The organism is Ornithinimicrobium cryptoxanthini (genome assembly GCF_023923205.1).
Classification (GTDB): Bacteria; Actinomycetota; Actinomycetes; order Actinomycetales; family Dermatophilaceae; genus Ornithinicoccus; species Ornithinicoccus cryptoxanthini.
This window is the reverse complement of record NZ_CP099490.1, coordinates 1,693,579-1,715,715: the sequence shown is the minus strand read 5'-3', so window position 1 is coordinate 1,715,715 and position 22,137 is coordinate 1,693,579. Positions and strand designations below refer to the sequence as shown.

Sequence of the window (22,137 nt, the reverse complement as noted above, 5' to 3'; positions counted from 1 at the left end):
AGTTGGCTGCGGCCGTCGATGAGGAGCAGCATGACCCGAACGAGTGGGCCGAGACCGTGAACGAAGCACTTTCAAGCCCCGATGAGGATTGGTCATCTCAATGGCTCGGCGCAATCCAGTCACTCAGTGCCTGGTTCAAGGAGACGCCAGTTGGCCGCAAGCGGGCCCGCGACACGCAGCTCGCCGGATGCTCGACCACATTTACGAACTCGTCACCGACGCGCACCCGTCGGAAGGCGTCTGGAACGCGATCGCGAATCGCATCCCCGACTTCGTGCTCTTCGAAGACGAGGATCGCGCCCTCGAAACGTCCTACAACCTCCAGCCCGAGAACCGGGCCATCTCACCGGCCGTCGAGCGGCTGCTGACCCTCGCGGGCATCGACCTCGACGAGATGTGGAGTCACATCCAAACCAGTGACTCCACCAAGCGGGAGACGGCCCTCGAGCGAGGCAACGACCGGTTGCGGGAACTTTTCGACCACGCATGGAACCAGAGCAAGGTTACCGTTCGGTTCAACGTCAACGGCACCCTTCTGGAAGTCCTGCTAAAAGAACTCCACGGCAACGGCGACGTCACCAACATCGCCGAGCGCAGCGACGGGCTCAAGACGTTCGTCGCACTCGTCGCCTTCCTCGCATCCGGCGGTCACACGGTGCCGCCTGTGCTGCTCATCGACGAGGCTGAGACGCACCTCCACTACGACGCCCAAGCCGACCTCGTCAGTGTGCTACTCAAGAGCGTCGACGCAGCCCAAGTCTTCTACACCACCCATTCCCCGGGGTGCCTTCCCAGCGACCTCGGCACCGGAATCCGCGTCCTCGCCCGCGACCCAGAGTACGCAGATGCCAGCGTCATCAAGAGCAACTTCTGGGAGGGAGAAGGTCCCGGATTCTCTCCGCTCCTGTTCGCCATGGGAGCAGGAGCAGCAGCGTTCTCCATGTGCCGCAGCGCCGTGCTGGCCGAAGGAGCATCCGACATGGTGCTCCTGCCGACCCTCGTCCGTAAGGCCACAAGACTCGACGACCTCGACTACCAGGTGGCCCCGGGCCTTGCCAACGCACACGGCTCAGGGATCCGCGTCGAGGAAGTCGCAGCCAAGGTTGTATATCTCACCGACGGCGATAAGGGCGGCAACGAACACAATGCCGCTCTCAAAGCCGTGGGCGTCGACGGTAGCCGCATCTTCAGCCTCCCCACGGCCCACGCGGTCGAAGACCTCATCAACCGCGACGACTACATCACCGTGCTGAACAAGTTTCTAGACACGATGGGGCAGGCCAAGCGGTTCACAGCGACCGATGTCCCCGACGGGGTGCCCGTAGCCAAGGCGCTAACCGACTGGGCCAAGCGGAAGAGGGTTCGCACCCCGAGCAAGGTCGAGATGGCCTACGCGCTAATCCGCGCGGACGTCCGGCTCACGCAATCCGGTCAACGTGCGCTCGTCGGCTTGCACGACAAGTTCACAGATGCATTCAAGGCGGGCCCGAAGTAGTCAGACGACACATGGCCCTGCTCCCGGATGGGCTCTGAACCGAATAGCAGCGAGCTCGGGCAACAACAGTAGGTCGCTCACCACGTCTCGACTCTACGAGGCCGGGACCGTGCTGCCATGCCGCGGGTCGGTCGTTCCGGAGTGCGTCCTTCCGCCGCGTTTCGCCCAGAATATCGTGAGAGTTGAAGGCCAGGGCTGCGTCTCGTTAGGGGCGCCGCCGGATAGGAGTGAGACCCCTTCGCGAAGATAGGAGCGCGACGTCTTTCCTGGTGTCCACAGCCTGCAGCCCGCTGATGACCGCCTGCTGCGTCTCGGGCGACCAGTAGATCCGCAACTCCTGCCGGGCCCGGGTGATGGCCGTGTAGAAGATGTTGTGCGTGATGTCGTCCTCGTTGGCACTCGTGATGACGACCTTGACCGCGTCGTACTCCAGGCCCTGAGCCTTGTGGATGCCGACGGCATATGCCACTTGGAATGGGACGGTGGTGGTGTCGGTGTCGTCGTCCTCGTCACTGATGTCGATGTCGTAGACCGCGAACCGCACGGTCGAATCGGAGATCCACTGCAGGTCGAAGTACCCCTCGACGTCGAACTCGGTCACGGGCCGGTCGAGGCGAACGTCGAATTGGATGCTTCCGTCGTAAGCTTGGATGTCGACGATGGTGCCCTTGAGGTTGTTGTAGATCAGCGGCTTGAACCGGTTGCTGTCCGCGAACAGGACCGGGTCGCCGGCCTTGTACGCGGCAGGCCCCCACGGGACGGCGGGCGAGGGGTTGCTGGCTTGCAAGAACCGGTTGATGTTGTTGATGCCGTACAGGCCGTCGTAGTTCAGCGCCAGGATGATGTCGTCGGTGGATTGGTGGTCGAAGAGGCTGTCATCCAGGACGGTCGAGTACCCGTTGCGGGCGATGGTCTCGGTGATGCTCTCGTCGAGGTTGCGGACCTTAGTCCAGAAGTCGACGAGCTCATCACTGCTGGTGCGGTACGGGGTGGTCAGTTCGAAAATGGAAGACGGCTCGATGTAGGACCGCACGATGTTGAACCAGTTTCCGAACCTGATGGACTCGATCTGGAAGACGTCCCCGACGAGCGCGATGAGTTTGAAGTTGGTGTTCTCCAGAATGTCCAAGAGGTCGGCGTTGCTGACCGTCGAGCACTCGTCGATGACGAGCAGGTCGAAGTCTCCGGTGGGGTTGTGCTTGTGGCTCGCGATGGTCCGGAAGGTTGATTCTGGGGCGCTGACGCGGCGGCGCAGGTTCTCGACTGCGGGGTGGGTGTTGGCGAGGAACAGTTTCTGGTTCCCGCCGAAGTAGTTGGCGATGTGGTCGACCATGCGGGTCTTCCCTGTCCCGGCGGCACCGTAGACGAGCGCCACGCGAGACTGAGTGAACAATGTGGTGAGTGCTGCGCGCTTGGCGGCGTCGTCCACGGTGTGCGCCGTCGTACTGAGCCACTGTTCGACCGCGGCCGTGTACCCGCTGATGCCGCTGGCCGCGTGCGCTTGGAGCTTTGTCACGATGTCGTGGGTATCGTCCTCATAGCTCTGGATGAAGACGTGGCCGTTGTCGAGGACGAGGTCCCGGGCAGGCCGGTGCTTGTAGTACAGCTTGCCGTTGTAGGTGGCGATGAGGGCAGCCACGTCGCCCAGGTCCTCGAGGTCGGCGACCGGGGTGTAAAGAATCCCGCGGCCCTCGACATTGTGCTGTACGCGGCTAGCCAACAGTTCGTGGGTGCGGCCGGTGGTGTCGAGGCTGTTGATGAGGTCCCAGAACCGCGGGTTGTGGGCCCGCGGTGCGGTGCAGAACGGCATCTCGTCGAACGGGATGCACGCGTAGTTGAAGTTGAGGTTCGATAGGCGGGTGTTCGGTTCCCGGTGGTACTGCGCCTTCAGCCAGTCGTTGCGCATCCGAAGAAGCAGGTAGCGCAGGAGGTTGTGGCCAGGTCTCTTCCCGCGGATGATGCTGCGCGCCTCGTCGATAGCCGGGAAGATCTGCGGACTCCGGGAGGTGACCGTTCCCCGCGCCTTGACGTCGTTGTACCACTCGTCGGAGGCATCGACGAGGTCGAGCAGGGTTGAGCCGCCGGTCAGGCCAGTCATCACGAACTTGTACTCGGCAGAGTCCGTCCGCACCTTCGTCGGCTTCCCGACGAGGCTGGCGAAGTGGTCGACCTCGCACGGCCGGATGGATACTTCCCAATTGCGGATGAGGGTCACCGGCACCTGCTGCCCGAAGACCTCGATGCTGGCTGCCTGAAGGCCCAGCTTCGCGGAGTAGTTGTCCGCGATGTCGATATCGGTGAACCCGATGATGCGGTCGGCCTTGCTCACCCGGTTGACGGCCTTGTAGAACGTGACCTCATAGAACACTCGGCCGCCGGTAACGAACGGCCGCGTCTTGTGGATGTAGAACCGATCGTGACGGGCCGAGGTCGCCCTGCCCGGCTTGTCGATCTCGACGGCGATCTTCTCGTGGTAATCGACAAGCGCCGGGTCCTGGTCGAGCGGAAACAGCTCGAGGTTGCCGAGAACCGCGACACCGGCCTCGTTGTACAGGAGCGTGCGCAGACGCAGCATGTACTCGTAGTAGCGGAGCATGAGCCGCTCCGAGGTGTCCCCGTCGAACGTGTAGTGGGAGACCGACGGCTTCACCAAGGTGTGGAACTTCGTGACGAAATTTAGTCGACCGTTCGCCTTCACCCAGGAGAGTGCAGCCTCGATGGCGTCATAGTTGTACTCGACGTCCCCGCTGCCGGCGTGCAGGCGCACGGCGACGCCCTCGACCAAGTTCCGCAGCTGCCCGAGGACGTTCTGGGATAGGAGGTCACGCTGACTGGGCAGCGTGGCGATGTTGGCGCAGATGACTGCGTCGGCGGCCTTGATGTGTTCGGCAACGTTGGCCACGTCGAACCTCCGATAAGACGGCGACGACACAGATTGCCCTCGGTACGAAGACCATAGCGATGGGCCGACGAGGGCACAGGGGCCATCCGCCGTTCAGCGTGCGTCATTCCGCCGGGACCGTATACCAAGTCAGGCGGGCCGCCAGCGATCGAAGCAGCGGCGGGTCTCGGTGTGCCAAGGGGTCTTGCCGGCGCGGAACCCGGGCCCGGGCTCACCGGACTTCTCGTTGATCACCAGGACTGCAAGAGAAGGTTCTTTGCGGCCGATGCAGCCCTCGCTGACCAGATCCAACACGCGACGGATGTGGTGGGAGAGCGGGACGTCGGGGTCAAGGTCGATTGCGCGGGCGAGCTCGCCGTACGTCATCGTCGAGCGGCGCATTGAGGCGGTGATGAGCGCCGGCCGGGCCTTGGCGGCGAGGTCGTTGTAGTCCATGCCGGGAAGCCTGCCACACGTAGCGTCGACCCGGATCTGACCTGCTCATGCCTCACTCCCGGCCTGACTGAAAGCTGCGTCCTCCGTGGTGCCACGCGCCGCACGTTGACTCGACTCCGACTGGCTGCTGGGCAAGCGCTCCTCGACATGCGTCATAACGCCGCAAGTGACGCGGGCTGCGGACGCCCGGGACATGCCGTGCACTGAGTCAACGGACCTCCCCGGTCTGTGGGTCTATTCGGTGTCCGTCGACGATGCGCAGGTGCGGACCCGGTTGGGTCTGGTCGGGGGGTTGCAGCAGGTGGCGGTGGTGATCGACGTCACCGGTGTACTGCCGTGCTCGGTGCTCGTTGGCGTCCTGGAAGCGGACGTGCGCGGGTCGGGCTGGCCAGTCGTGGTGGCGGCTGTCGCAGGCTGTGCGGAGCCGGGTCTTTCGGCGGTCGAAAAAGGCGGGCAGCGCGTAGCGGTGCCATTCTTCGAGGGCGTCGCTGGCGATCGCCTGGCCGGCTTTTTGACGCTGGTCGGCCAGGACTGCGATCTCGTGGACGAGGTGGGGGTGGGCGGGCCAGCACGGTGGGACGAGGTAGGAGGGATCCCAGACGTGCTCAGTGTTTACCCACTCGACGACAGCCGCGAGCCATTCCCACAGCTCGGCCCGCATGGGCGGGTCTTCGATGGATCCGGGGTCCCAGGGTCGGGGCAGCTTGCTCGGATGACCGATCGCCTTGCGTTGGGCGTCGTCCCCGTTGAGGGCGATGTCCAGCTCACGGTAGGCGTGGACGATCAGGAGGCCCGGACTGGGGAAGGGCCTGGCCAGGGGGTAGCGTCGCCGTCCTTGTTCTCCCGTCTGGTGGGGTGTGCTCACCGGTCGTACTCCGCTGTGATGAGGCCGTGCTGGCGGGCGGCGGCTAGTGCGGCGGTGGTCCGGGCCTGGGAACTGATGACCGCACGTTGGTGGCCGCCAATCTGCTCACGCAGCATGGACTGGTCGGCCAGGAGTCTCTTGCCGGCCTTGCCGTCGATGCAGCGGTGCAACCTGGCCATGATTGGTTTGCCGTTCTCGGAGATCACCAGCGCATGACGTTCTTTGATCTGGCGGATCTCGGAGCCGGTCAGCACGGGGATGTCTTCGGCGGAGTAGCTGCGTCCGCCTCGGTGGCCGGTGTTCCAGGTGGCTCGCCCGACGCGGACCTTGCCTACTAGGTCGGAGACTTCTTGGTTGAAGGCCACGTCTTTGGAGCCACCGAACAGGACGAGGTTATTGGTCAGACCGAGCACGGAGCGCGCTTCCTGCTGGCCGAAGATCGCGTCCAGCTGGGCGCGGGTCTGCGCGGCCCAGATGAACGACAGCCCTAGTGCGCGTTCGTTGGCCATGCGGGTGCGCAGGGTGGGTAGTGGAGCGGTGGAAGGCAGCTCGTCGAGGCAGGCGAGCATGGGTGGGCACAGCCGGCCCCACCCAGAGCGTTGGGCCAGGACGAGGGCGGTGTCTAGGACGTGCTCTGCCAGGGCCGTCATCAGCGGGGAGGCGGAGGCGTAGGGGTCTTCGCGGCCGAGCATGTAGATGGTGCCGCCTGCGGCGATCACGTCTTCGATGTTGGTCGGTGGCCGGCCAGGCCCGGGGACGCAACGTTTGCGCATCGGTTCCTGGAAGAACAGCGACAGCGCCTGCTGCACCGTGGTGACGGTGTTGCCGGCTGTCCGTTCGTCACCGTGCAGGGCTCCTTGCAGCAGGCCGTGCCAGAACTGGGCGGCCTGGGGGTGGGTGCGCAGAATCTCTGAGGGTTCGATCATGGATCGGGGGTCAGAGACCCACTCCAGCACGTCGTCCAGGGTGCGTCTGGTCAGTGCGGCGGCGTGGAAGTAGGCCTGGATGACCTTGGCGGCCTCGGCGGCGTAGAAGCGGGCAGCCTGGTCGCCGTACCCTTCGGCGACGGCGCCTTTGATGGTGCCGGCGGTGAAGGCTTTGGCGCGCCGTTCGGCGACGACGGGGTCCACGCACCCCTCGATCGGGTCCCAGACCAGCTCGGGCAGCCCGGGCACCAACCCGAAGGGGTCGAGCACGACGCAGGGGCGGTTGCCGGCGGAGCGTGCGGTGAACGTCAGTAGCAGGTCGTCGGGCTTGGTGAGGGTGACCAGAGCTGCGCCTGGTGCTTCCAGCAGTGCCGGGGTGAGCAGGTCAAGGGTCTTGCCAGACCCCTGGGGGCCGATGACCCCAGCGGTGCGGTCCCAGGGCACCCACAGGTCGACGCCGGCCGGGGCCGTGGAGCGACCGAGGTTCCACCCGACGTCCCGGGGGTCAAACTGCACGCGGCGTTTCATCGTGTGGCGTTTCCGTACAGGTCGGGGCGGATGATCGCCCGGTGTTTGCGCAGCCGGGGCAGGCCCAGCAACGCAGCGGCTTGGGTCCGGTTGGCCATGCCTCGCAACCGGCCTGGTCCCCAGGCCCGGAAAGCGAGAGCGGACAGGGTCAGGCAGACGATGAGGTTCAGTCCCTGTGTGGCCACGACCCAGACCCGCAGGGAGCGGGGGCTGGCGACCACGCCCGGGTCGCTCAGCCCGGCCCCTGCGTCGCCGGAGAGCAGTCCGGGAAGGCTGGAGAACAGTTCCGTTGTTGGCGGCCAGGCCCAGCCTGCTCCAGCGGCCAGGTTGGCCACGGCTCTCCCGGTGTGTATGCCCAGGACGGTGACGAGCACTAGGAGCAGGAGGATGGCCACCGGGATCTCGTAGGTCCACGGGTGGGGGTTGCGAAGTCTGTCCTGTTGCACTGGTCCTCATCTCCATCCAGGGGAAGTTTCTGTGACCTAAAGCGGGGCGGGTCCGCTCAGGGACTCAGTTGGGTTTTGGGTTGTCGTTGATGTTGCCTAGGCGCCAGATCTCAAAGATGTTGTTGTCCAGGGCGTGCTCGTAGCTGAAGTGTCCGACCCCTTTGGTTGGGTTCGCGGCTTCGATCGAGGCGAGGGTGGTGGGGTCCCAGACGAACCCGACGTGCCCGATCGTCAGGGGGCCCAGGTAGGAGTCGAAGAAGAACAGGTCGCCGGGTTGGGCGTCCTGGACCGGGACCCGGAACCCGTTACCGGTCGCCAGCCAGTCCCGTTGAGCCTGGGCCGTGCGTGGTGCGGTGATCCCGATAGCCGCCATCGCGGTCTGGGTTAGGGAGGAGCAGTCCCAGGCGTCGGGTCCGTTTGTCCCCAGGATGTAGGCATCCCCGTTCTGGGCGGCGGCGAACTCGAGCATGGTCGCCACCCGCTCATCGGAGACTGGGGGCAGGTCAGGGTTGCCTGGCCCACCAGGACAGTGCAACGGGTCCCCCAGTACCAGTCCCCCGCCGTAGGCGTGGGCGTAGAAGAGGACGTCGTTGACGTACCAGTGCGCGTGGTTGTAGGCGAAGAGCGCGCCGCGCACCCCCTGCTCACCGTTGTTGACTCCCGAGGCGATGAGGTAGTTCGCGGCCGAGTGGATCGAGTCGGCGTCGTTGTCGATCTGGGCCAGCCCGTCCCCGTCGCCATCGACCCCGTAGGTGGCGAAAGTGGCGGGCATGAACTGCATCGGTCCCCTGGCGCCGGCTGAGCTGGTTGCGGTGTTCGCCCCGTGCGCGGTCTCTTCCATCCCGATCCCGGCCAGCAACGTCCAGGGGATCGCGTACTTCTGGCCGGCCTCGGCGTAGAGCGCCTGGACGGCGGGAGGAACCTGTCGGGGTGGGTTGGTCAGGGAGTCCCGCCGTGGCTGCCCAGGCTCAGGAAGCTCAAAGCCGATGCCACCCTCCCCGTCCTCCGGCAGCCCCGGACCCGGGAGCTCCTCGACCGGCGGTGTTGAGGGGCCAACGGCGGCACCGCTCAGTGGTGCACCGTGCTCCAGCATGAACGGAACTGGGTCGAGGGGCTGCCCGCCCTGGTGGACCTCGAAGTGCAGGTGTGAGCCGGTGGAGTCACCGGTGGAACCCTCGATACCGACCCGCTGCCCGGTGTGGACCACCTGCCCGGTGGACAGGGGGCTGGGGGCGGCCAGGTGCAGATAGCGGGTCACGACGCCGCCGCCGTGGTCGATGGTCACCGTGTTCCCACCCCCACCCGACCACCCCACGGCCGATACCGTCCCCCCACTGGCCGCGACCACCTGCCCACCAGGGGGCTGGGACACCAGATCGGTCCCAGCGTGCAGGCGCCACTCCTTGTGGATGGGGTGAAACCGGTTCCCGAACTGCGACGTCTGGGTGTAGGCACTTTCAAAGGGTGGGCGCCACTGCCCCGTTGCCGGCAGCACTCCCTCGCAGGCCAGCGTGCGGTGCTCTTCGGCTACGGCCGGGGTGGCTACCGAGGCGACGATCACCGCGGCCGACACCGGCAGTCCCAGGAACAACCCGAGCACAAGCAGCGCACCAACGAGAACTTTCACCCCTCTCACCCCGCCGATTCGATACCGGTGTTGGTGTTGGCCAGGTTCCTCTCCAGGGGGTGCAGGATCGTCGCCACCTTGTACATGCGGTCCCCCACCTGCCACACGGCACGACCCGGTTCCTGACGCGCCCACCGGGTGATCGCATCCACTGCCAACGGACCCAGACCGAGGAGCTCGTCGAGTTCCCGGGCGACCTTCTCCCCCTGCCCGTGCAGGATCTTGATGTCCGCCAGGTGCAGCATGTCTCGGGCGATGGTTTGGGCCTGCGATCCTTCGTCCCCGGCCGAGAGCAGGTCGGAGGGTTTGTGGGCGACCGCGTACTGGATGTCTCCGCCTGCTCCAGCGAACCCCCGGGACAGGCGCATGTCAGCATCGAAGGCTTTAACTGCCTCCGGTCCCAAGCGCAGCTGGCGCCAGGCTTCGTCACGGACGACGACGCGCTGGTCGGCCCGGGAGACGACCTCGCGCTGCCCGGCACCCCAGGAGCCCAGGCAGGTCAGGGCAATCCCCACCGCCTCTTTGGGGAGGCGAGACAGGGACAGCGACTGGATCGGGGCGAGCCAGTCGATGTCGAAGTTGGTGTGCTCGTCAAACATGCCCGCCAGGGCCCCGTTGACCAGCTGGCCCAGGGCATCGCGCAGCAGTCGGGTCGCCTCCATGAAGTGACGTTGGGAGGGGTGGCGGGTCGCTTTGACCAGGTCGTCACTGGGGCTGTCCAGGGCGTTCCACAGTGCGGGCAGCGTGGTCTCGGCCAGGTGGGTGACTCCGTGGGCGTACCCGGTCAGGTCGGCCAGGGCAGTGCGCACGACCGCCTCGTCGGACGGGCCGAACGGCACCAGGGCATCCCCGATCTGCTGCGAGCCGACCAGTGCCCGCACCAAGGTCAGCCACCGGCCGAACACCGACTGGGCACGGCGCCCGGCTTCCACCCGGTCGAGACGGTCCCAGCCGTGAGCCAGCGGCCCCAGCGCCAACGGGTTGACCCTGGCGCCCAGGCCGGCGCCCAGAGCGATCGGCTCGACCCCCAAGAACCTGCACACACCTTCGTACTCGTCCTTGGTGTCGCCCAGGATCAGAGCCCGGTAACCGAAGTCCATCATCCGCAAAATGAACGCCTTGGTGGTCCCTGACTTGCCCATCCCCGGTTTGCCGAAGCACATGATGTTCGGGTTGGTGATCGGCACGTCCTGGCGCACCACCCATCCCAGCGGGTCGCAATGGAACGCCGCGCCGGAGGCAACGTCCATGCCCATCTGCGCACCGGTCGGTGGCAGCGCAGGGGTAGAGATGAAGGGCCACAGCGCGGGCGCCTGGTCGCTGGTCATCCGCCAGGTCGCCACCGGAGCGGTCGCTGGCGCCCAGCCCCGGTCCCGACGGCGCGGACCTTTGGGGCTGGTAGGCCGAAAGATCCGCGGTTCACGGCCGGGGCTTGCCACCGGCGCCGGGATGGAGGGGGCGTCGTGGCCGAAGTCGGCCAACAGGCGTGCCACGTCCCGACCACCTGCTGCGCGTCGCGCGCGTGCGGCGGGCACCTCAGACCGCCTTTCGGGTCAGGCTGACCCCCATCGGCACCACGGACGCGGCGAAGGCCACGTCGTGGGCCAGGTCCAGGCGCAACGGGGCGAACCCGGCCCGTCGGATCGAGGAGTCCAACCGCCGACCCGCCTCAGCCGCCGCGACGGTCTTGGGGACCGTGACCGTGGCCACCGCGTAAGGAACAGTCATCGAGTTGCCGCGCGCCAGTTTCGCCTCCAGCCGGCGCACCTTCTCGGACTCGTCGACGTTCTTGGTTCGCTGCTTCATCCTGGCCGCGACCCGCAGAGACTGTCCCAGGTCCGCCCCGAACTCACTGTTGGCAGAGGAGCGGTCGGCACGGCTGGAGGCAACGAGGGGGTAGCAGACCATGAAAGAGCGACGCTCCCCGTCCTGGTGGGCGGACAGCACCGGGGCCAGGGCACCCATCGCGGCGCCCTTGATCGGCAGCTTGATCGTGGATGAGACGGAGTTCCAGGCGTCGTGGGAGTAGTGACGTGCGCTTGCGTCGGCACCGGAGGGACCAGCCATCTCCCACGGCACGTCAGCGTTGACCCCAGCGTCGGTCCGCGCTGCAGCCAGGGCGTCGATGAGGGAAGCCCGATCACCGGGCGCGAACCCGGTCCGGCACGCATGAGCCAGTTCCGGGCTGGTCAGCCACTGCACACTGGTCACGCCCATACCTGCGCGCAGGTGAGACTCGATCTCGGTGATCGCGCCGTACAGGGCACGCGCCCGCCCGTTGATGCCACCGCCGTACTCACGAGCCACCTTGGCCAGTCGCGCTTCGGGCACCACGACGGTGACGTACTGCTCGGTGCGCACGGTCGCGGCCGTCAAAGACTCGTGCAGTTCGTCGTTGATCCCGCTGACCTGAGCTGGCGCGTTCGCCGCGCGGTGGCGGCGCACCCAGTCCAAACGCTCGGCGCCGTCCTCAGGGACGGTGCGGACCATGAAGATGATCTCGGTGACCAGCTCTGCCCGCACCGCGGCGTCGAGCAGTTCGGTCAGGCCCGACCCGTAAGCCGCCCGATCCTCGAGCTCAGTCATGCCCAGACCGGGGTGAACGATCGAGGCGGTGACCGCCCAGGTGCGGGTGGAGTGGTTCTGGATCAGAGCCACCCGCGCGCTGTGGTGTCCCGTCGGTGGGCCTTCGTGGATCACGATGCTGGACAAGATGCCGGGCAGGTCGGCATGCCCGGCTTCGCTGGGCTGCCCGCGGGTGGCCCTTGCCCGGAACCGGGTCCAACCGGCCAACGTGCCAGCAGCCAGCCTTAGCGTCGCACCGATCCACCCGGTCATCGGCCGTCCCCGCACCGGGACCGCCAGGACCAGGAACAGCAGCCCCCACAGGACCACGAACAGCGCGGCGGCAAGCCAGTCCTGTGCGGACACCGACCAGGCCACCGGCAGGACCGCCACAGACAGGACCGCCAACTGCAAACCGGTCAGCCCGAAGAACCAGCCGATCCGGCCCCTGGTGTAATCGCCGTAGACGCTCATAGTTGGTGCCCTCCCGCAGGCTGTGTCGGTGTCGGTCTGCTCCTAAAGCGGGGCCGGCGCGGTCAGGGACTCATCACGTCACCGCGCCCGCCGCAGCGCCCGCGCCTGCCCCAGCAGCGCCCGCGCCTCCACCGGCAGCGCCGGCGCCGCCGCCGGGGGCGCCGCTTGCACCGCCCCCAGTGCTGGGGTTGGCTTGTGCCGGTGGCGGCGTCTGGACTGCCCCACTGCTCCCCCCTCCGCCCGCATCGCTGCCACCTCCACCTGCGTCCTCGCCACGCTGCTCGGGGTGTGTGCCCCGCCGCCGGACCGTTTTGTTCGGTTGAAAGTCGGGGATGTAGGTGTTGTGCCCGTAGCCCGACTGGTTGGCCACGTCCGCGCCGACCACCGCGCCTCGGGTTCCTGCCGAGACCATCGCGTCCAGACCGATGGCCACCCCTGCACCCACTACAGCGCCGGCACCACTGATAGCGCCCCCGCCCACCTTTGCCATGCTCCCGGCCGCCTGCGCGCCCCGCTGGTTGGCCTGCCCCTCCGCGGACACCTCGCCACTGGAGCGGCCGTTGGAATCCACCGTGGAGGCCGCGTTAGAGGTTGAACCGCCTCCACGGCTAGCCAATCCACTGGCCAATCCCTGCACTCCCCCCTGCGCCTCATACCCAGCACGCATCGCTGCCCCCGAGGACGTTCCCGGGTCCACGAACGCCAACAGCTTGAACAGGGCCAGTGGTGAGAACACAGCGATACAGATCAGGAACACCCCAGGCACCGCTGTGCCGATCGTCTTGGCCAGGCCCTCGGCCTGGCCCGCCACGATCCCGGTGGTCAACGAGATGCCCAGCCCGAGCACCAGCGCGACCAGGACGGGAGTGAACGCGGCCGCGTGGAACCACCGAAACGACTTCCAGAACCAGGATCGAGAAAACCCGCTGACCAGGCCGGCCGCTGCGATCGGACCCGTAGCGACCAGCACCAAGAGCGCCCCGGCCCGGGTGAGCATCACCAGCAAGAAGCCGATCGCGCCCAGCCACAAAAACAGCCCCATGAAGCCTAAGACCGTGGCCAGCAGTGCGTCGGTGACGTCCTCGGTGGCGATGAGGAAGACGTCGGAGGGTTCCCAATAGCCGAAAGACTCGACACCGAACATGGCCTGCATCAAGGATCTGGTCAGTCCCTGGGCGGCTGCCATGATCATCACGCAGTAGCCCACCCAGCCGGCGAAGATGACCATGAACTGCGCGACCCCGACCCCCGCCTGGGCCAGGTCGGCACCCTCACGGGTCCACGCGGCTACCCCCAGCTGGGCGATCGCCAGGATCAGCACCAACGCCAACGCCAACCAGAAGGTGGTGCGGTAGACCTCACCTGCCGGACCATCAGCGGTGATGTCCGGGGTGAGGATGGCGTCGACGAACCCCAAGATGGTTCGAAGGAACCACAGGCCGCTCATCCAGAACACCATCATGATGGAGGTCCAGGCGTCAGCGACCAACTCGCCCACGGCCTTTTCTGCCAGATACTCAAAAGGGTTCGGGATGCCGAACATGACTTGGCCTTCCTTGCTCTGTTAGTGCTCGTCGGCCCAAGGCCGCCACCCGGCCTGGGCGGCCAGTTCGGTCCCAGGCCACGTCGAGGGCGCCGGTGAGACCGGGTGGGTCGTGTCAATCAGCCACCGGTCCTGATCCCAGGTCATCGCCTCGCAGTGCCCGTAAGCAGCCTTGGCCTCCTCCACAAGATCAGCACGCAGCTCCAGCAGGACACAGGCAAGGACCCAGTCGTTCCCGTCGCTGCCCTTGATCTGGCCGGCCGCTGGTACCGCCGTCACGACCAGGCCGGCCTCTTTGGCCTGACCGCTCTGTTTGGCAGCGGTCAGGAAGGTGGTGACGTTGCCCGTCATCACCCAGTCAGCTGGGTCGCCCCCGCCGCTGGACCAGGCCCGGTAGACCTCGTGCGTGGCTGGCACGGACATGCCCGAGATGACCACGACGTCGATCGCAGCCAGTTGCGCCACCGCCCCCTCCTGGGTGTGGGGGTATCCGGTGGGGACGTCCAACGCCCCGGTGCGGGTCGCTGCGGGGATGGCCAACGGTTCGGTCACCGTTGCGGCGACCACGCCCTCCCGGTAGGCAAGGGGGTCCTGCACGGTCAGCATTGGCGCGTCCGCGATCTGCTCGCGCCGTTGTGGCCCGGCTGGGGCCAGGGTGGATTCATCCACCACGACGACAGCAGGCGTGCCGGCGGATACACGACCTTCACTGGCCTGGGTCGGGGGCTCGTTGGTCCCCAGGACTTGCCAGATGAACAACCCCAGGCCAACGAGCAGGCCCAGCCCGGCGACGGCAGCGGTCGCGAGGATGGCGATCAGCTTGCCCCGGCTCCACGCTCCAGGTGTCTGGTCTGACATCTCAGACGCACCCAGAGCCAATCATGGCGTCGAGGATGCCCGGCAGGATCAGGTAGCCGATGACCGCGATGAACACCACGACCAGGCCGATGATGCCGGCGGTGGAGGCGTGCGGCATCCCGAACACCCGCCCCGCGACGACGGACCCAACCGCGACCACGACACCGAGGAAGAACAGGATGCCCACGCCCCACAGGACATAGCCCAGGATGTCGTCGACGTGCGTCTGGGCGCCCGGGGGGGCTTTGGGGCAGACCTGCGCCGCAAAAGTGGCGGCTTGCAGGCCAGTGTCTTGCAGGTTAGCGAACATGGGTATTTCCCTTCTTGTGGTGGTCAGGACTGCTCCCCAGCGCCAAGAGCTGGGTGATTGTGGCGGCGGCGGACAACAGGGCGCCAGGAAGAGGTGAGGTGTCCAACCCGCGGATGGCCATGGCGGGATCGTGGGCGATCTCCACCAGCGCCTCGTCGAGCACGGTTGCTGTGCGTGAGCGGACGCAGTGGGTCACCTCTCGAGGCCAGCGGCGCCGCTTCGGGCCCTGGACCGCCACGACCAGGCGCACGCTGCTCGTGTCGAGCTCGTGCAATGCCCCTTCCAGACGGCGCAGGCCCGGAACGGTCGCCGTCGTGACCAGAAGGAGATCGCGTGCGCCCAACACGGTCGAGCGGACCCAACCGGGAGACATGGCGAGGGTCTCCACTGCCCATCCGACGTCGAGGATGTTCAGCGACGGCGACCCTTCCGTTGGGTCCGGGTCCGGAAGCGGCAGGTCACGCAGCGAGGCGTACCCGTCCTCCAGCCGGTCCAGGACCAGGTCGTCCCGGCGCCCACGAAGCCACCCCGTACCAGTCCCGCCCATTTCGGCGGTGGCAAACCCTGCCAGACCACTGGCACCAGCCGAGCTGGCCTCGACCACCCGTACCGGCCGCGCCAAGACGGTTGCCACCGCGACCGCCAACGTGGTGGCACCGGCCGACCCGTGGCAGCCCAGGACCGGCAGCACGCCAGCAGTCGGCAACCAGTTGGGGCAGGTGTCCCCTTTCGAGGCTCGCGCTCTGGCCCTAGCACGGGTCGGGCGATGATCCGGCGCCCCTGGACGGAACTGCCCGTCCTGGACGGCACGCCAGGCCCGCTGCAACTCATCGACGCTGACCACGCTCACGCCCGGCTCCCGGGATTGGCCATCCGCTGCTGCCGGCGGGCGATCGCCCGCCGCACATCCTCGGTGGACAGTGCAGCAAGAGCGGACTTGGCAGCCTGGACCTCACGCAAACGCCGCACGCAAGCATCCAGACTCGCCAGCACCAGCGGCCCCGACGCGGACAGTTCGAGCAGTTGCTCAACGTCGGTTCCGATCTCAGGTTGGTTCATCACAACTCCCAAAGCACCGCAAACCCCGTGCCGGGGCTCACGCCGACCGAGGTTCTGATGCGTAGGCGTGGTGCAGTGCTGCCAGTGCGCGCTGTGCCCGACGGGTGATCGTCGACCGGGACAGACCCCACTCGCTGGCCACGGATGATGTCGCCGACCGGGCCAACAGTCCCCCGTGCCCACAGGCCACACGGACGGCGTCAGAGCGCTCGGCCAACCGCAGGAGAAGCTGGCAGTCGTCTCGGCTCACCAGCCCAGTGCTCGTAGCTTCCTGAAGAAGACTGTGGAGCAGATCGAAAGCCGCGTCGTTATCTTGCGGCGAGGGTGAGCCCTCCAGCAGTTCTACGTTGGCTGTCGGAAACACGCGTGGCCTGCCTGAGGAAGACACTCCCAGGTCAGTCAGCACCTCACGGCGAGTGTTCATCAACACGGTGCTGGCCACCCGCACCCGCTTGCGCCAGCTGACCGTCCTCACGCAGATCCACAACTGCGCGGCAACCAACTCATCAATCCGGTCGCTCAAGGGCAGCAAGGAACGGGCCATACGAATCGCGCCGGGAAGCAGAAGCCACAACAAGACGGTCGAAGCGAGCGGGTCATCACCGCCATCGACCGCACCAATCTCGCCAAGGGCCAACAGCACCTCATTCGCCTCGGCAGGATCCGCTTGCTTCACCCACGCCCGTAGGTCGTGCACGTCGTCGCAGACACCGAGGATTGGATGGAATCGCTGCCAAGCACACCACCGGGAACAAGCCGCCACCAATGGTTCCGCCTCCAGCCCTAGTTGCCTCTCCAGACTCATCGCCAACTCCTCTCGTCGCCTGAACATGAGAGGAAGGTCTCCACCGAGCGCTCCCGCCAGCGTCCCCAGCCGAGGCCAAACGGTCGGCGCACACCCCTGGGGACGCGACAAACCCGCAGGTCAGAGTGCGTCCCCACACGTCCCTACAAAAGGCCTTGTCGGGATGACAAAGTGGGCTCTACTGCTTCCTTGTCACCCACCGCCGCCGATCGCCTCGCCGGCGCGCCGAACGTCGTGGCAAGGCCAGCTCGCGGGCGCGCCATGGGAAAGCTTCTTCAGGTCGCGGGCCGACGCTTCTCTTATCGACGTCGACGTCGACGTCGACCCCTCCGGCGCCCGCAGCGAATAAGCCAGCTCCGACCTGTTCGGGCATACCGCGACCCCCACGCTGGGCAGACTCGGGGAAGAGAGTGCGTGGGGGTCGCTGTTTGCGGCGGTCCTGGCTTAGACGGCTTCCTTGCGGTCTTCCAGCCAACCGTGGCGGTCGAGGATCTGTTGGGTGCGTTCGGGTAGGTCACCTGGGGGCAGGTCGGGGTCGTCGGTGCGGTTGCACACGTTGCTCTGCAGGAGGCGGACGGCTTCGGCGGTGTGTCCGGAGCGGGCGGTGACGGCGGCCAGGTCCAGGGTGGGAATCTCTTCGTGGGGTGCGGCCAGGAACGCGATCTCTGCGGCCGCGCGGGCATCTTCGAGGTTGCCGGTCTGCAGGTGGTGGGTGGCCACGATGTGTGCGACGTCGACCACGGCACAGGTCATGTGGTGGTCGAGTCGGTCTCCCTCAAACAGCCAGCCCCAGCCGCCGGGGCGCAGTTGGTCGAAGGGCCGGCCCTGGACGAGCCGTAGTGCCTGCTCTAGGTCTGCGATGGCGTCGGCGCCGCTGCGGGCTCCGGCGCGGGTGCGCAGTCGGCGAAACAGGTCGACGTCGACCAGCAGCCCGATCACCTGGTAGACGTTCACGCCACGTAGCTGGGCGGCCGGGGCGTCCTGTGCGTGCGGCAGGTGCGGTTGGCCGTTGGCCGGGTCCTGGCCCAACCATTCGCGGCACCGGCCGATGTAGTCGCGGGTCTTGGCCTCCGTGATGGCGAACGCCTCGGCCGTCTCCGCCGTGCTCACACCCTGGGGGCGCAACGCGACGTAGGCCAGCAGCTCGGTCAGGTACGCCTTGCGCGTGGCCAGCGGTTTGCCCCACGTTTTGGCCTTCACCGGTCCCAGCAGGGTCAGTTTGGGGACGTGGGCCCGCTCGTCCCACCAGGCCGCGAGGTCTGCATCCAGGGTGGGGTCGACGTCCAGCACCTGCTGGGCGACCGTTGGCTCCACCCGCGGAGACAACGTCGACAGGTCAGCGGCAGTGGTGGCGCCCGCTTCCTCATAGTCGTCATCGTCTTGCGGGAGGAGGGTGAGCGCAGCGTCGTCGCCCTGCTCTCGGGGCATGGTGTGTTCGGTGCGGATTGCGCCGGCCTGGTCGGTCCAGTCGCGCCAGCACTCCTGCTCCCCGGAGGTGGCTGCGGGCATCGGCACGTCCGGTTGCTCCTGGGACTGGGCCAGCAAGGCGGCGCACCCGGTGGCTTCGTCGATGGTCAGGCCGACACCGATCAGGTCCAGGCCGGCGGCCGGGATCAGGATGCGGCCGTCCTCGGTGGCCTGGATCTCCATCGCTGTCTCGGTCGGGGCGCCGGCACGCATGACGATGGAGGCACCCGTGCGCCTCGCGTGCTGCGCCAGCAGCTCACGCATCTGGTTCGCGGCCGGTGAGGCGGCCGCGTCGGTGTTGAGCAGCACCAGGCGTGCCGGCCAGGTGTCCTCCCCGTCCTGACGCACCCGTGAGGTGGGGACGTCCCCCTCCCCCACCCGGTCGATCACACCGACAACCTCGGCGACGAGATTCTCAACGGCGTGGGCGTCAGCGACGCGGACCCGAGCCGGGTTCATCGGCGCTACCTCCTCGGCGATGCCCACACAGTCCAGCCGCACCCCAGCCGACCAGGGGTTCACGGCGACCTCGGCAGCCAGGTAGCGGGCCAGGTCGGCCGGGTACTCCCCTGCCCCGGTCAGGGCCACCTCCAAGTCCTCCAGGTTCAGCAGCCAGGCCGACCCATCATCGGCGGCACCGATGGAGACCAGCAGCGGGAACGGGGCGGGGCAGTCCTGCGGCAGTGGCCCCACCTGGTCCAGAGATGCATCAGCTGGCAGGAACCAGTGCTGGCCCTGCCCTGCGACCTGCCATGGCGCGGCCAGCGTGCCCGGTTCGAGCAGGTGCAACGTCATCCCGGTGTCGGCCAGGTGCACCGCCGCCAGAGCCGGCACGGGAGTGCCGATGGCAGCGCACTGTGCGCCGAGTCGGCGCATGGCCTCATCCAGGTGCTCCAGGGTAAGAGCGGGCGCGGGTCCGCGCGTCTGGACGGTCTTTTCCACCGGTGCCAGCACGCGATCGGCGGCCGCGACGGCCCGACCAGGGCGGCGGGTCCGGAACCGGGAACGACTGCGCTGGTTCAGTGCCAGGAACAACGCCCCACCAAGCAGAGCCCCGGAACCGACGATGCCTTCCAGCAGCCAGGCCGGCGGGCTGTCCGCCTCGGCGTCCCTAGCCGTGTCTGTCTCGGCGTTCCCGGTAGCGTCCCCAGCCGTGTCAGGTGCGATCTGGGCGACCGTTGCGGGTCGCTGCTTGTCCGCGGTCGCCGTTGCCGCGCCCACGTCGACGCCGGTGCTCGCGTGGGCCGACCCGTCCGTCTCATCCCCCTGCTCCGGGGCAGCAGCTGGGGCCTGGTCGGAAGCCTCGTGGCTACTGTCGGTCTGTGCACCCAGGGACGGCGCGTCGTCGGCGGCCACCAGTCCTGCAGTGGTGGTCGGCGGCTGTTGTGCGTGGGTTGCAGGGGCAGGCAGGTTCAGGTGCCAGCCGGGGTAGATCAGGTCCGGGTCTTCCAGCTGGCGACCGTCTGGCTGCACCAGGTCGGTGGACGCCTGGTAGATCTGCGGCCACTCGGCTCCGTCGCCGAGGTGCTCGGCCGCCAGATCGCTGAGGGTGTCGCCGGTTTCGACGACGACCTGAGCCTCTTGCTGCTGTGTCGAAGCAGGTGCGCCCTGCGGTGCGGGCAGGTTCAAACGCATACCTGGGGTCACCCAGTCGGCGCCTTGACGCAACTGGTCGGCGTTGAGGTCGACGATGCGGAGATAGTCATGCCCAGAGCCCAGGTGCCTCTGGGCGATCGACCACAACGTGTCCCCAGGCTGCACCTCGTATTCGGTGGTGTCCTGCAGGTCAGAAACACTGTCGTCCTCGACCGTCGTGTCCTTCAAGGGGTGGGAAGCCACCTGCTGCTCGCTCCCTGGAGTTGCCGGTGCGGTGCTGGCCTGGGGGGCTGTCACACCTGCCATCTGGGCAGCCGTGGCGGGGGTCGCTTGGACGACCCCGAGCGGGGCGGCGATGAACAGTGCCACCGCGGCCGCGACCAGGGCGCTCATGGAGGCTTGCGGCAGGGCCAGTCCGGGCAGGGCAGGGGCTCTCACTCCGCGCAGTTGCCAGGCCAGCTCGATCAGGATGGTGAGGGTGAGGGCTGCCCACACCAACCAGCCCAGGATCAGCGCCGCGGTCAGCGCAAGTGTGCCGTCGTCGGGGGTGAACAAGGCATCGCGGACACCGGCCAGGGTGGGCATGCTCTCGGGGAGCGGGGTGCCGCCCACGGCGAGAAGTAGTGCCGGCAGACCGATGAGGATACCGGCCAGGACCAGCAGGGCGCCCAGGCCTCGTAGTAGCCGTGTTCTCATTGCTCTACTCCTTCTACGGACCGGGTGATCCTGGCGTCGGCGGTCCCGCTGGCACTTAGGCTGCCGACGCCGATGATCGAGAGGAACTTGGTCGGGTAGGCCGTGGTGACCACCACGGTGATGCTCGTGGGGCTGGTCACTGACGCCGAGCCGTTGGCTCCGGCATGGGCGAGGTAGTTCTGGGCTGCGGCTGCGGCCGCGCCGGGGTCAGCCACAGCGGCCCGCCCGCGCACCCCGGTAGGCAGGTTCAGCTCCTGGCCGCCGGCACGGGCCGCCTGCCGGGCGAGGCTGCGGGCTTCCTGCATAGCGTGGATCTGGCCGGAGACGTCGACGGCCAGACCCGTCATGATCAAAAAGGCGGTCGCGATGACGATGACGAACACGCTGACCGAACCCCGGTCCTGTGCCTTGGTGCTGACTTGGCGGAGGGTCGCTTCCATGGTTCTCACCCGTTCCTGCTGCGGTAGGTGTCCAGCGGTGAGGTCATCGTCGAGGTCAGAGTCTGGTTGCCCGGGATACCCGGAAAGGCCAGGTCGGACATATCGACCACGCAGGTGACGGTTGCCGAGACCGTCCCGGGGGTCCCCGGTGGGGCGGCGAAGGCGCCGGTGTCGATATTCACCGACTGGGAGGCACAGGACAGGTTCTGGTTGGCCAGGGACGATGCGGCTGCGCTGGCAGCGGCATCGCCGGCCTCGCCTGCGGAGCGGGCGATGGAGGCAGAGCGTGCCGCATCAGCGGCAGCCGTCTGCACGCCCTGCTGCGCCAGGGCGTACCGGCCGCCGAACACGATGCCCAGGATGAACAGCATCAACACCGGGGCCAGGATGACGACCTCGATCGAGACCGACCCTGCCTCGCGTGCGTTGACTCCCCAGGTCCGGGTCATCCCGTGATCCTTTCGACCGGGAGACTGGCGCTCTGGCTGACAGCGGGGTTGAGGAACGGCACCAGGGACTGTGCCGCCCCGGTGACCGTGATGGTCGCGGTAGCACCCGAGCGTGAACCGGTCACTGTCGGGTTGACCACCACCCCCGTGCCTGCGTCGGCCACGAAAGTGGTCGCCGCGAAGATCCCGGCGCCGGCCGAGGAGTTTTCTGCCGCCGCGACCCGTGCTCCTTCCTGCGCGGCACCCAGGGCGACGGCCCGGGCGTGGAACCACAGCCCGCCCTGGACCATCGCGAGCAGCAGCAAGAACATCAGCGGCAGCAGGATCACGGTTTCCACCGAGCTCGAACCACGGTCTTTGGACTGGGCACGCAGGATGCGCGCCCCGTCGCCAGGCCGTACCCCGAGCCGGGGGGGCATTAGCTCAGACCACCGAGCTTGCCGGTCGCCCAGACGGTGAGCAGCCCGATGATCAAGGTGGCCAGGGCGAACAGGCCCAGGGCGATCACGACAGTTTCGACGGAGATAGACCCCTGCTCGCGTCGGGTTGCGAATTCATCACGGACCCGGCCCGCTCGGGTGCAGGTCCAGATGCTGGCGTTGAGAGTGGACTTCTTCATGGTGTTCTCCTTCTCACGTGGGTGGCACAACG

Annotated in this window: 20 protein-coding genes; 1 reads left to right on the top strand and 19 read right to left on the bottom strand. The window is 67.3% G+C overall.

From position 1 onward, the window contains the following. Nucleotides 1-187: 187 nt before the first annotated feature. A complete protein-coding gene (locus NF557_RS07885) occupies nucleotides 188-1,495 on the top strand; it encodes an ATP-dependent nuclease (RefSeq protein ID WP_252623468.1) in 1,308 nt (435 codons plus the stop codon). Between the two features lie 205 nt (nucleotides 1,496-1,700). Here the strand turns inward: NF557_RS07885 and NF557_RS07880 are convergent, their stop codons facing one another. The 19 genes from NF557_RS07880 to NF557_RS07790 form a co-directional block, all read right to left on the bottom strand. Beyond that, entirely contained in the window at nucleotides 1,701-4,280 is a 2,580-nt protein-coding gene (locus tag NF557_RS07880; RefSeq protein ID WP_252623466.1) for an ATP-dependent DNA helicase, read from the bottom strand. Nucleotides 4,281-4,526: 246 nt separating this feature from the next. Beyond that, the gene (locus NF557_RS07875) at nucleotides 4,527-4,832 is read right to left on the bottom strand and encodes a hypothetical protein (RefSeq protein ID WP_252623463.1); all 306 of its coding nucleotides are present in this window, start codon (nucleotides 4,830-4,832) and stop codon (nucleotides 4,527-4,529) included. Nucleotides 4,833-5,040: 208 nt separating this feature from the next. Continuing rightward, entirely contained in the window at nucleotides 5,041-5,697 is a 657-nt protein-coding gene (locus NF557_RS07870) for a hypothetical protein (RefSeq protein ID WP_252623460.1), read from the bottom strand. After that, nucleotides 5,694-7,139 (bottom strand): type IV secretory system conjugative DNA transfer family protein, encoded by a 1,446-nt coding sequence (locus NF557_RS07865; RefSeq protein ID WP_252623457.1) that lies wholly within the window; start codon nucleotides 7,137-7,139, stop codon nucleotides 5,694-5,696. Before NF557_RS07865 ends, NF557_RS07870 begins: the two co-directional genes overlap by 4 nt. A gap of 8 nt (nucleotides 7,140-7,147) precedes the next feature. After that, nucleotides 7,148-7,597 carry a hypothetical protein gene (locus tag NF557_RS07860; RefSeq protein WP_252623452.1) on the bottom strand — a complete coding sequence of 150 codons (450 nt, stop codon included), beginning with the start codon at nucleotides 7,595-7,597 and terminating at the stop codon, nucleotides 7,148-7,150. 64 nt (nucleotides 7,598-7,661) lie between these two features. Next, a complete protein-coding gene (locus tag NF557_RS07855) occupies nucleotides 7,662-9,224 on the bottom strand; it encodes a peptidoglycan DD-metalloendopeptidase family protein (protein WP_252623450.1) in 1,563 nt (520 codons plus the stop codon). A 5-nt stretch (nucleotides 9,225-9,229) separates the two neighbouring features. Continuing rightward, nucleotides 9,230-10,717 (bottom strand): ATP-binding protein, encoded by a 1,488-nt coding sequence (locus NF557_RS07850; protein ID WP_252623448.1) that lies wholly within the window; start codon nucleotides 10,715-10,717, stop codon nucleotides 9,230-9,232. A 43-nt stretch (nucleotides 10,718-10,760) separates the two neighbouring features. Beyond that, the gene (locus NF557_RS07845) at nucleotides 10,761-12,263 is read right to left on the bottom strand and encodes an SCO6880 family protein (RefSeq protein WP_252623445.1); all 1,503 of its coding nucleotides are present in this window, start codon (nucleotides 12,261-12,263) and stop codon (nucleotides 10,761-10,763) included. A gap of 73 nt (nucleotides 12,264-12,336) precedes the next feature. Next, on the bottom strand, nucleotides 12,337-13,806 hold the full coding sequence (locus NF557_RS17545) for a TrbL/VirB6 family protein (protein ID WP_280923988.1): 1,470 nt from the start codon (nucleotides 13,804-13,806) through the stop codon (nucleotides 12,337-12,339). Between the two features lie 21 nt (nucleotides 13,807-13,827). Next, nucleotides 13,828-14,664 (bottom strand): hypothetical protein, encoded by an 837-nt coding sequence (locus NF557_RS07835; RefSeq protein ID WP_252623442.1) that lies wholly within the window; start codon nucleotides 14,662-14,664, stop codon nucleotides 13,828-13,830. A 1-nt stretch (nucleotide 14,665) separates the two neighbouring features. Then, nucleotides 14,666-14,974, bottom strand: a complete 309-nt coding sequence (locus tag NF557_RS07830) for a hypothetical protein (RefSeq protein ID WP_252623440.1) — start codon at nucleotides 14,972-14,974, stop codon at nucleotides 14,666-14,668. Then, nucleotides 14,964-15,824, bottom strand: coding sequence for a hypothetical protein (locus NF557_RS07825; protein WP_252623437.1), 861 nt, complete (start codon nucleotides 15,822-15,824; stop codon nucleotides 14,964-14,966). The genes NF557_RS07830 and NF557_RS07825 overlap by 11 nt, the downstream gene beginning before the upstream one ends. Next, nucleotides 15,821-16,033, bottom strand: coding sequence for a hypothetical protein (locus NF557_RS07820; protein ID WP_252623435.1), 213 nt, complete (start codon nucleotides 16,031-16,033; stop codon nucleotides 15,821-15,823). The genes NF557_RS07825 and NF557_RS07820 overlap by 4 nt, the downstream gene beginning before the upstream one ends. 37 nt (nucleotides 16,034-16,070) lie before the next feature. Continuing rightward, nucleotides 16,071-16,838, bottom strand: coding sequence for a hypothetical protein (locus NF557_RS07815; protein WP_252623432.1), 768 nt, complete (start codon nucleotides 16,836-16,838; stop codon nucleotides 16,071-16,073). 444 nt (nucleotides 16,839-17,282) lie between these two features. Continuing rightward, complete coding sequence (locus tag NF557_RS17540; RefSeq protein ID WP_280923987.1) at nucleotides 17,283-20,597, bottom strand: AfsR/SARP family transcriptional regulator; 3,315 nt, start codon at nucleotides 20,595-20,597, stop codon at nucleotides 17,283-17,285. After that, the gene (locus NF557_RS07805; RefSeq protein ID WP_252623429.1) at nucleotides 20,594-21,037 is read right to left on the bottom strand and encodes a pilus assembly protein TadG-related protein; all 444 of its coding nucleotides are present in this window, start codon (nucleotides 21,035-21,037) and stop codon (nucleotides 20,594-20,596) included. Before NF557_RS07805 ends, NF557_RS17540 begins: the two co-directional genes overlap by 4 nt. 5 nt (nucleotides 21,038-21,042) lie before the next feature. Further along, a complete protein-coding gene (locus NF557_RS07800) occupies nucleotides 21,043-21,486 on the bottom strand; it encodes a TadE family protein (protein WP_252623426.1) in 444 nt (147 codons plus the stop codon). Then, a complete protein-coding gene (locus NF557_RS07795; RefSeq protein WP_252623423.1) occupies nucleotides 21,483-21,824 on the bottom strand; it encodes a TadE/TadG family type IV pilus assembly protein in 342 nt (113 codons plus the stop codon). Before NF557_RS07795 ends, NF557_RS07800 begins: the two co-directional genes overlap by 4 nt. A gap of 80 nt (nucleotides 21,825-21,904) precedes the next feature. Next, nucleotides 21,905-22,105, bottom strand: coding sequence for a hypothetical protein (locus NF557_RS07790; protein ID WP_252623421.1), 201 nt, complete (start codon nucleotides 22,103-22,105; stop codon nucleotides 21,905-21,907). Between the last annotated feature and the right edge of the window lie 32 nt (nucleotides 22,106-22,137).

What these genes read in the sequence shown, in the direction of transcription:
- NF557_RS07820 (WP_252623435.1), bottom strand. Translation starts at nt 16,033, where the DNA reads ATGAACCAACCTGAGATCGGAACCGACGTTGAGCAACTGCTCGAACTG.
- NF557_RS07830 (WP_252623440.1), bottom strand. Translation starts at nt 14,974, where the DNA reads ATGTTCGCTAACCTGCAAGACACTGGCCTGCAAGCCGCCACTTTTGCG.
- NF557_RS17540 (WP_280923987.1), bottom strand. Translation starts at nt 20,597, where the DNA reads ATGAGAACACGGCTACTACGAGGCCTGGGCGCCCTGCTGGTCCTGGCC.
- NF557_RS07885 (WP_252623468.1), top strand. Translation starts at nt 188, where the DNA reads ATGCTCGACCACATTTACGAACTCGTCACCGACGCGCACCCGTCGGAA.
- NF557_RS07805 (WP_252623429.1), bottom strand. Translation starts at nt 21,037, where the DNA reads ATGGAAGCGACCCTCCGCCAAGTCAGCACCAAGGCACAGGACCGGGGT.
- NF557_RS07800 (WP_252623426.1), bottom strand. Translation starts at nt 21,486, where the DNA reads ATGACCCGGACCTGGGGAGTCAACGCACGCGAGGCAGGGTCGGTCTCG.
- NF557_RS17545 (WP_280923988.1), bottom strand. Translation starts at nt 13,806, where the DNA reads ATGTTCGGCATCCCGAACCCTTTTGAGTATCTGGCAGAAAAGGCCGTG.
- NF557_RS07790 (WP_252623421.1), bottom strand. Translation starts at nt 22,105, where the DNA reads ATGAAGAAGTCCACTCTCAACGCCAGCATCTGGACCTGCACCCGAGCG.
- NF557_RS07875 (WP_252623463.1), bottom strand. Translation starts at nt 4,832, where the DNA reads ATGGACTACAACGACCTCGCCGCCAAGGCCCGGCCGGCGCTCATCACC.
- NF557_RS07845 (WP_252623445.1), bottom strand. Translation starts at nt 12,263, where the DNA reads ATGAGCGTCTACGGCGATTACACCAGGGGCCGGATCGGCTGGTTCTTC.
- NF557_RS07815 (WP_252623432.1), bottom strand. Translation starts at nt 16,838, where the DNA reads ATGAGTCTGGAGAGGCAACTAGGGCTGGAGGCGGAACCATTGGTGGCG.
- NF557_RS07835 (WP_252623442.1), bottom strand. Translation starts at nt 14,664, where the DNA reads ATGTCAGACCAGACACCTGGAGCGTGGAGCCGGGGCAAGCTGATCGCC.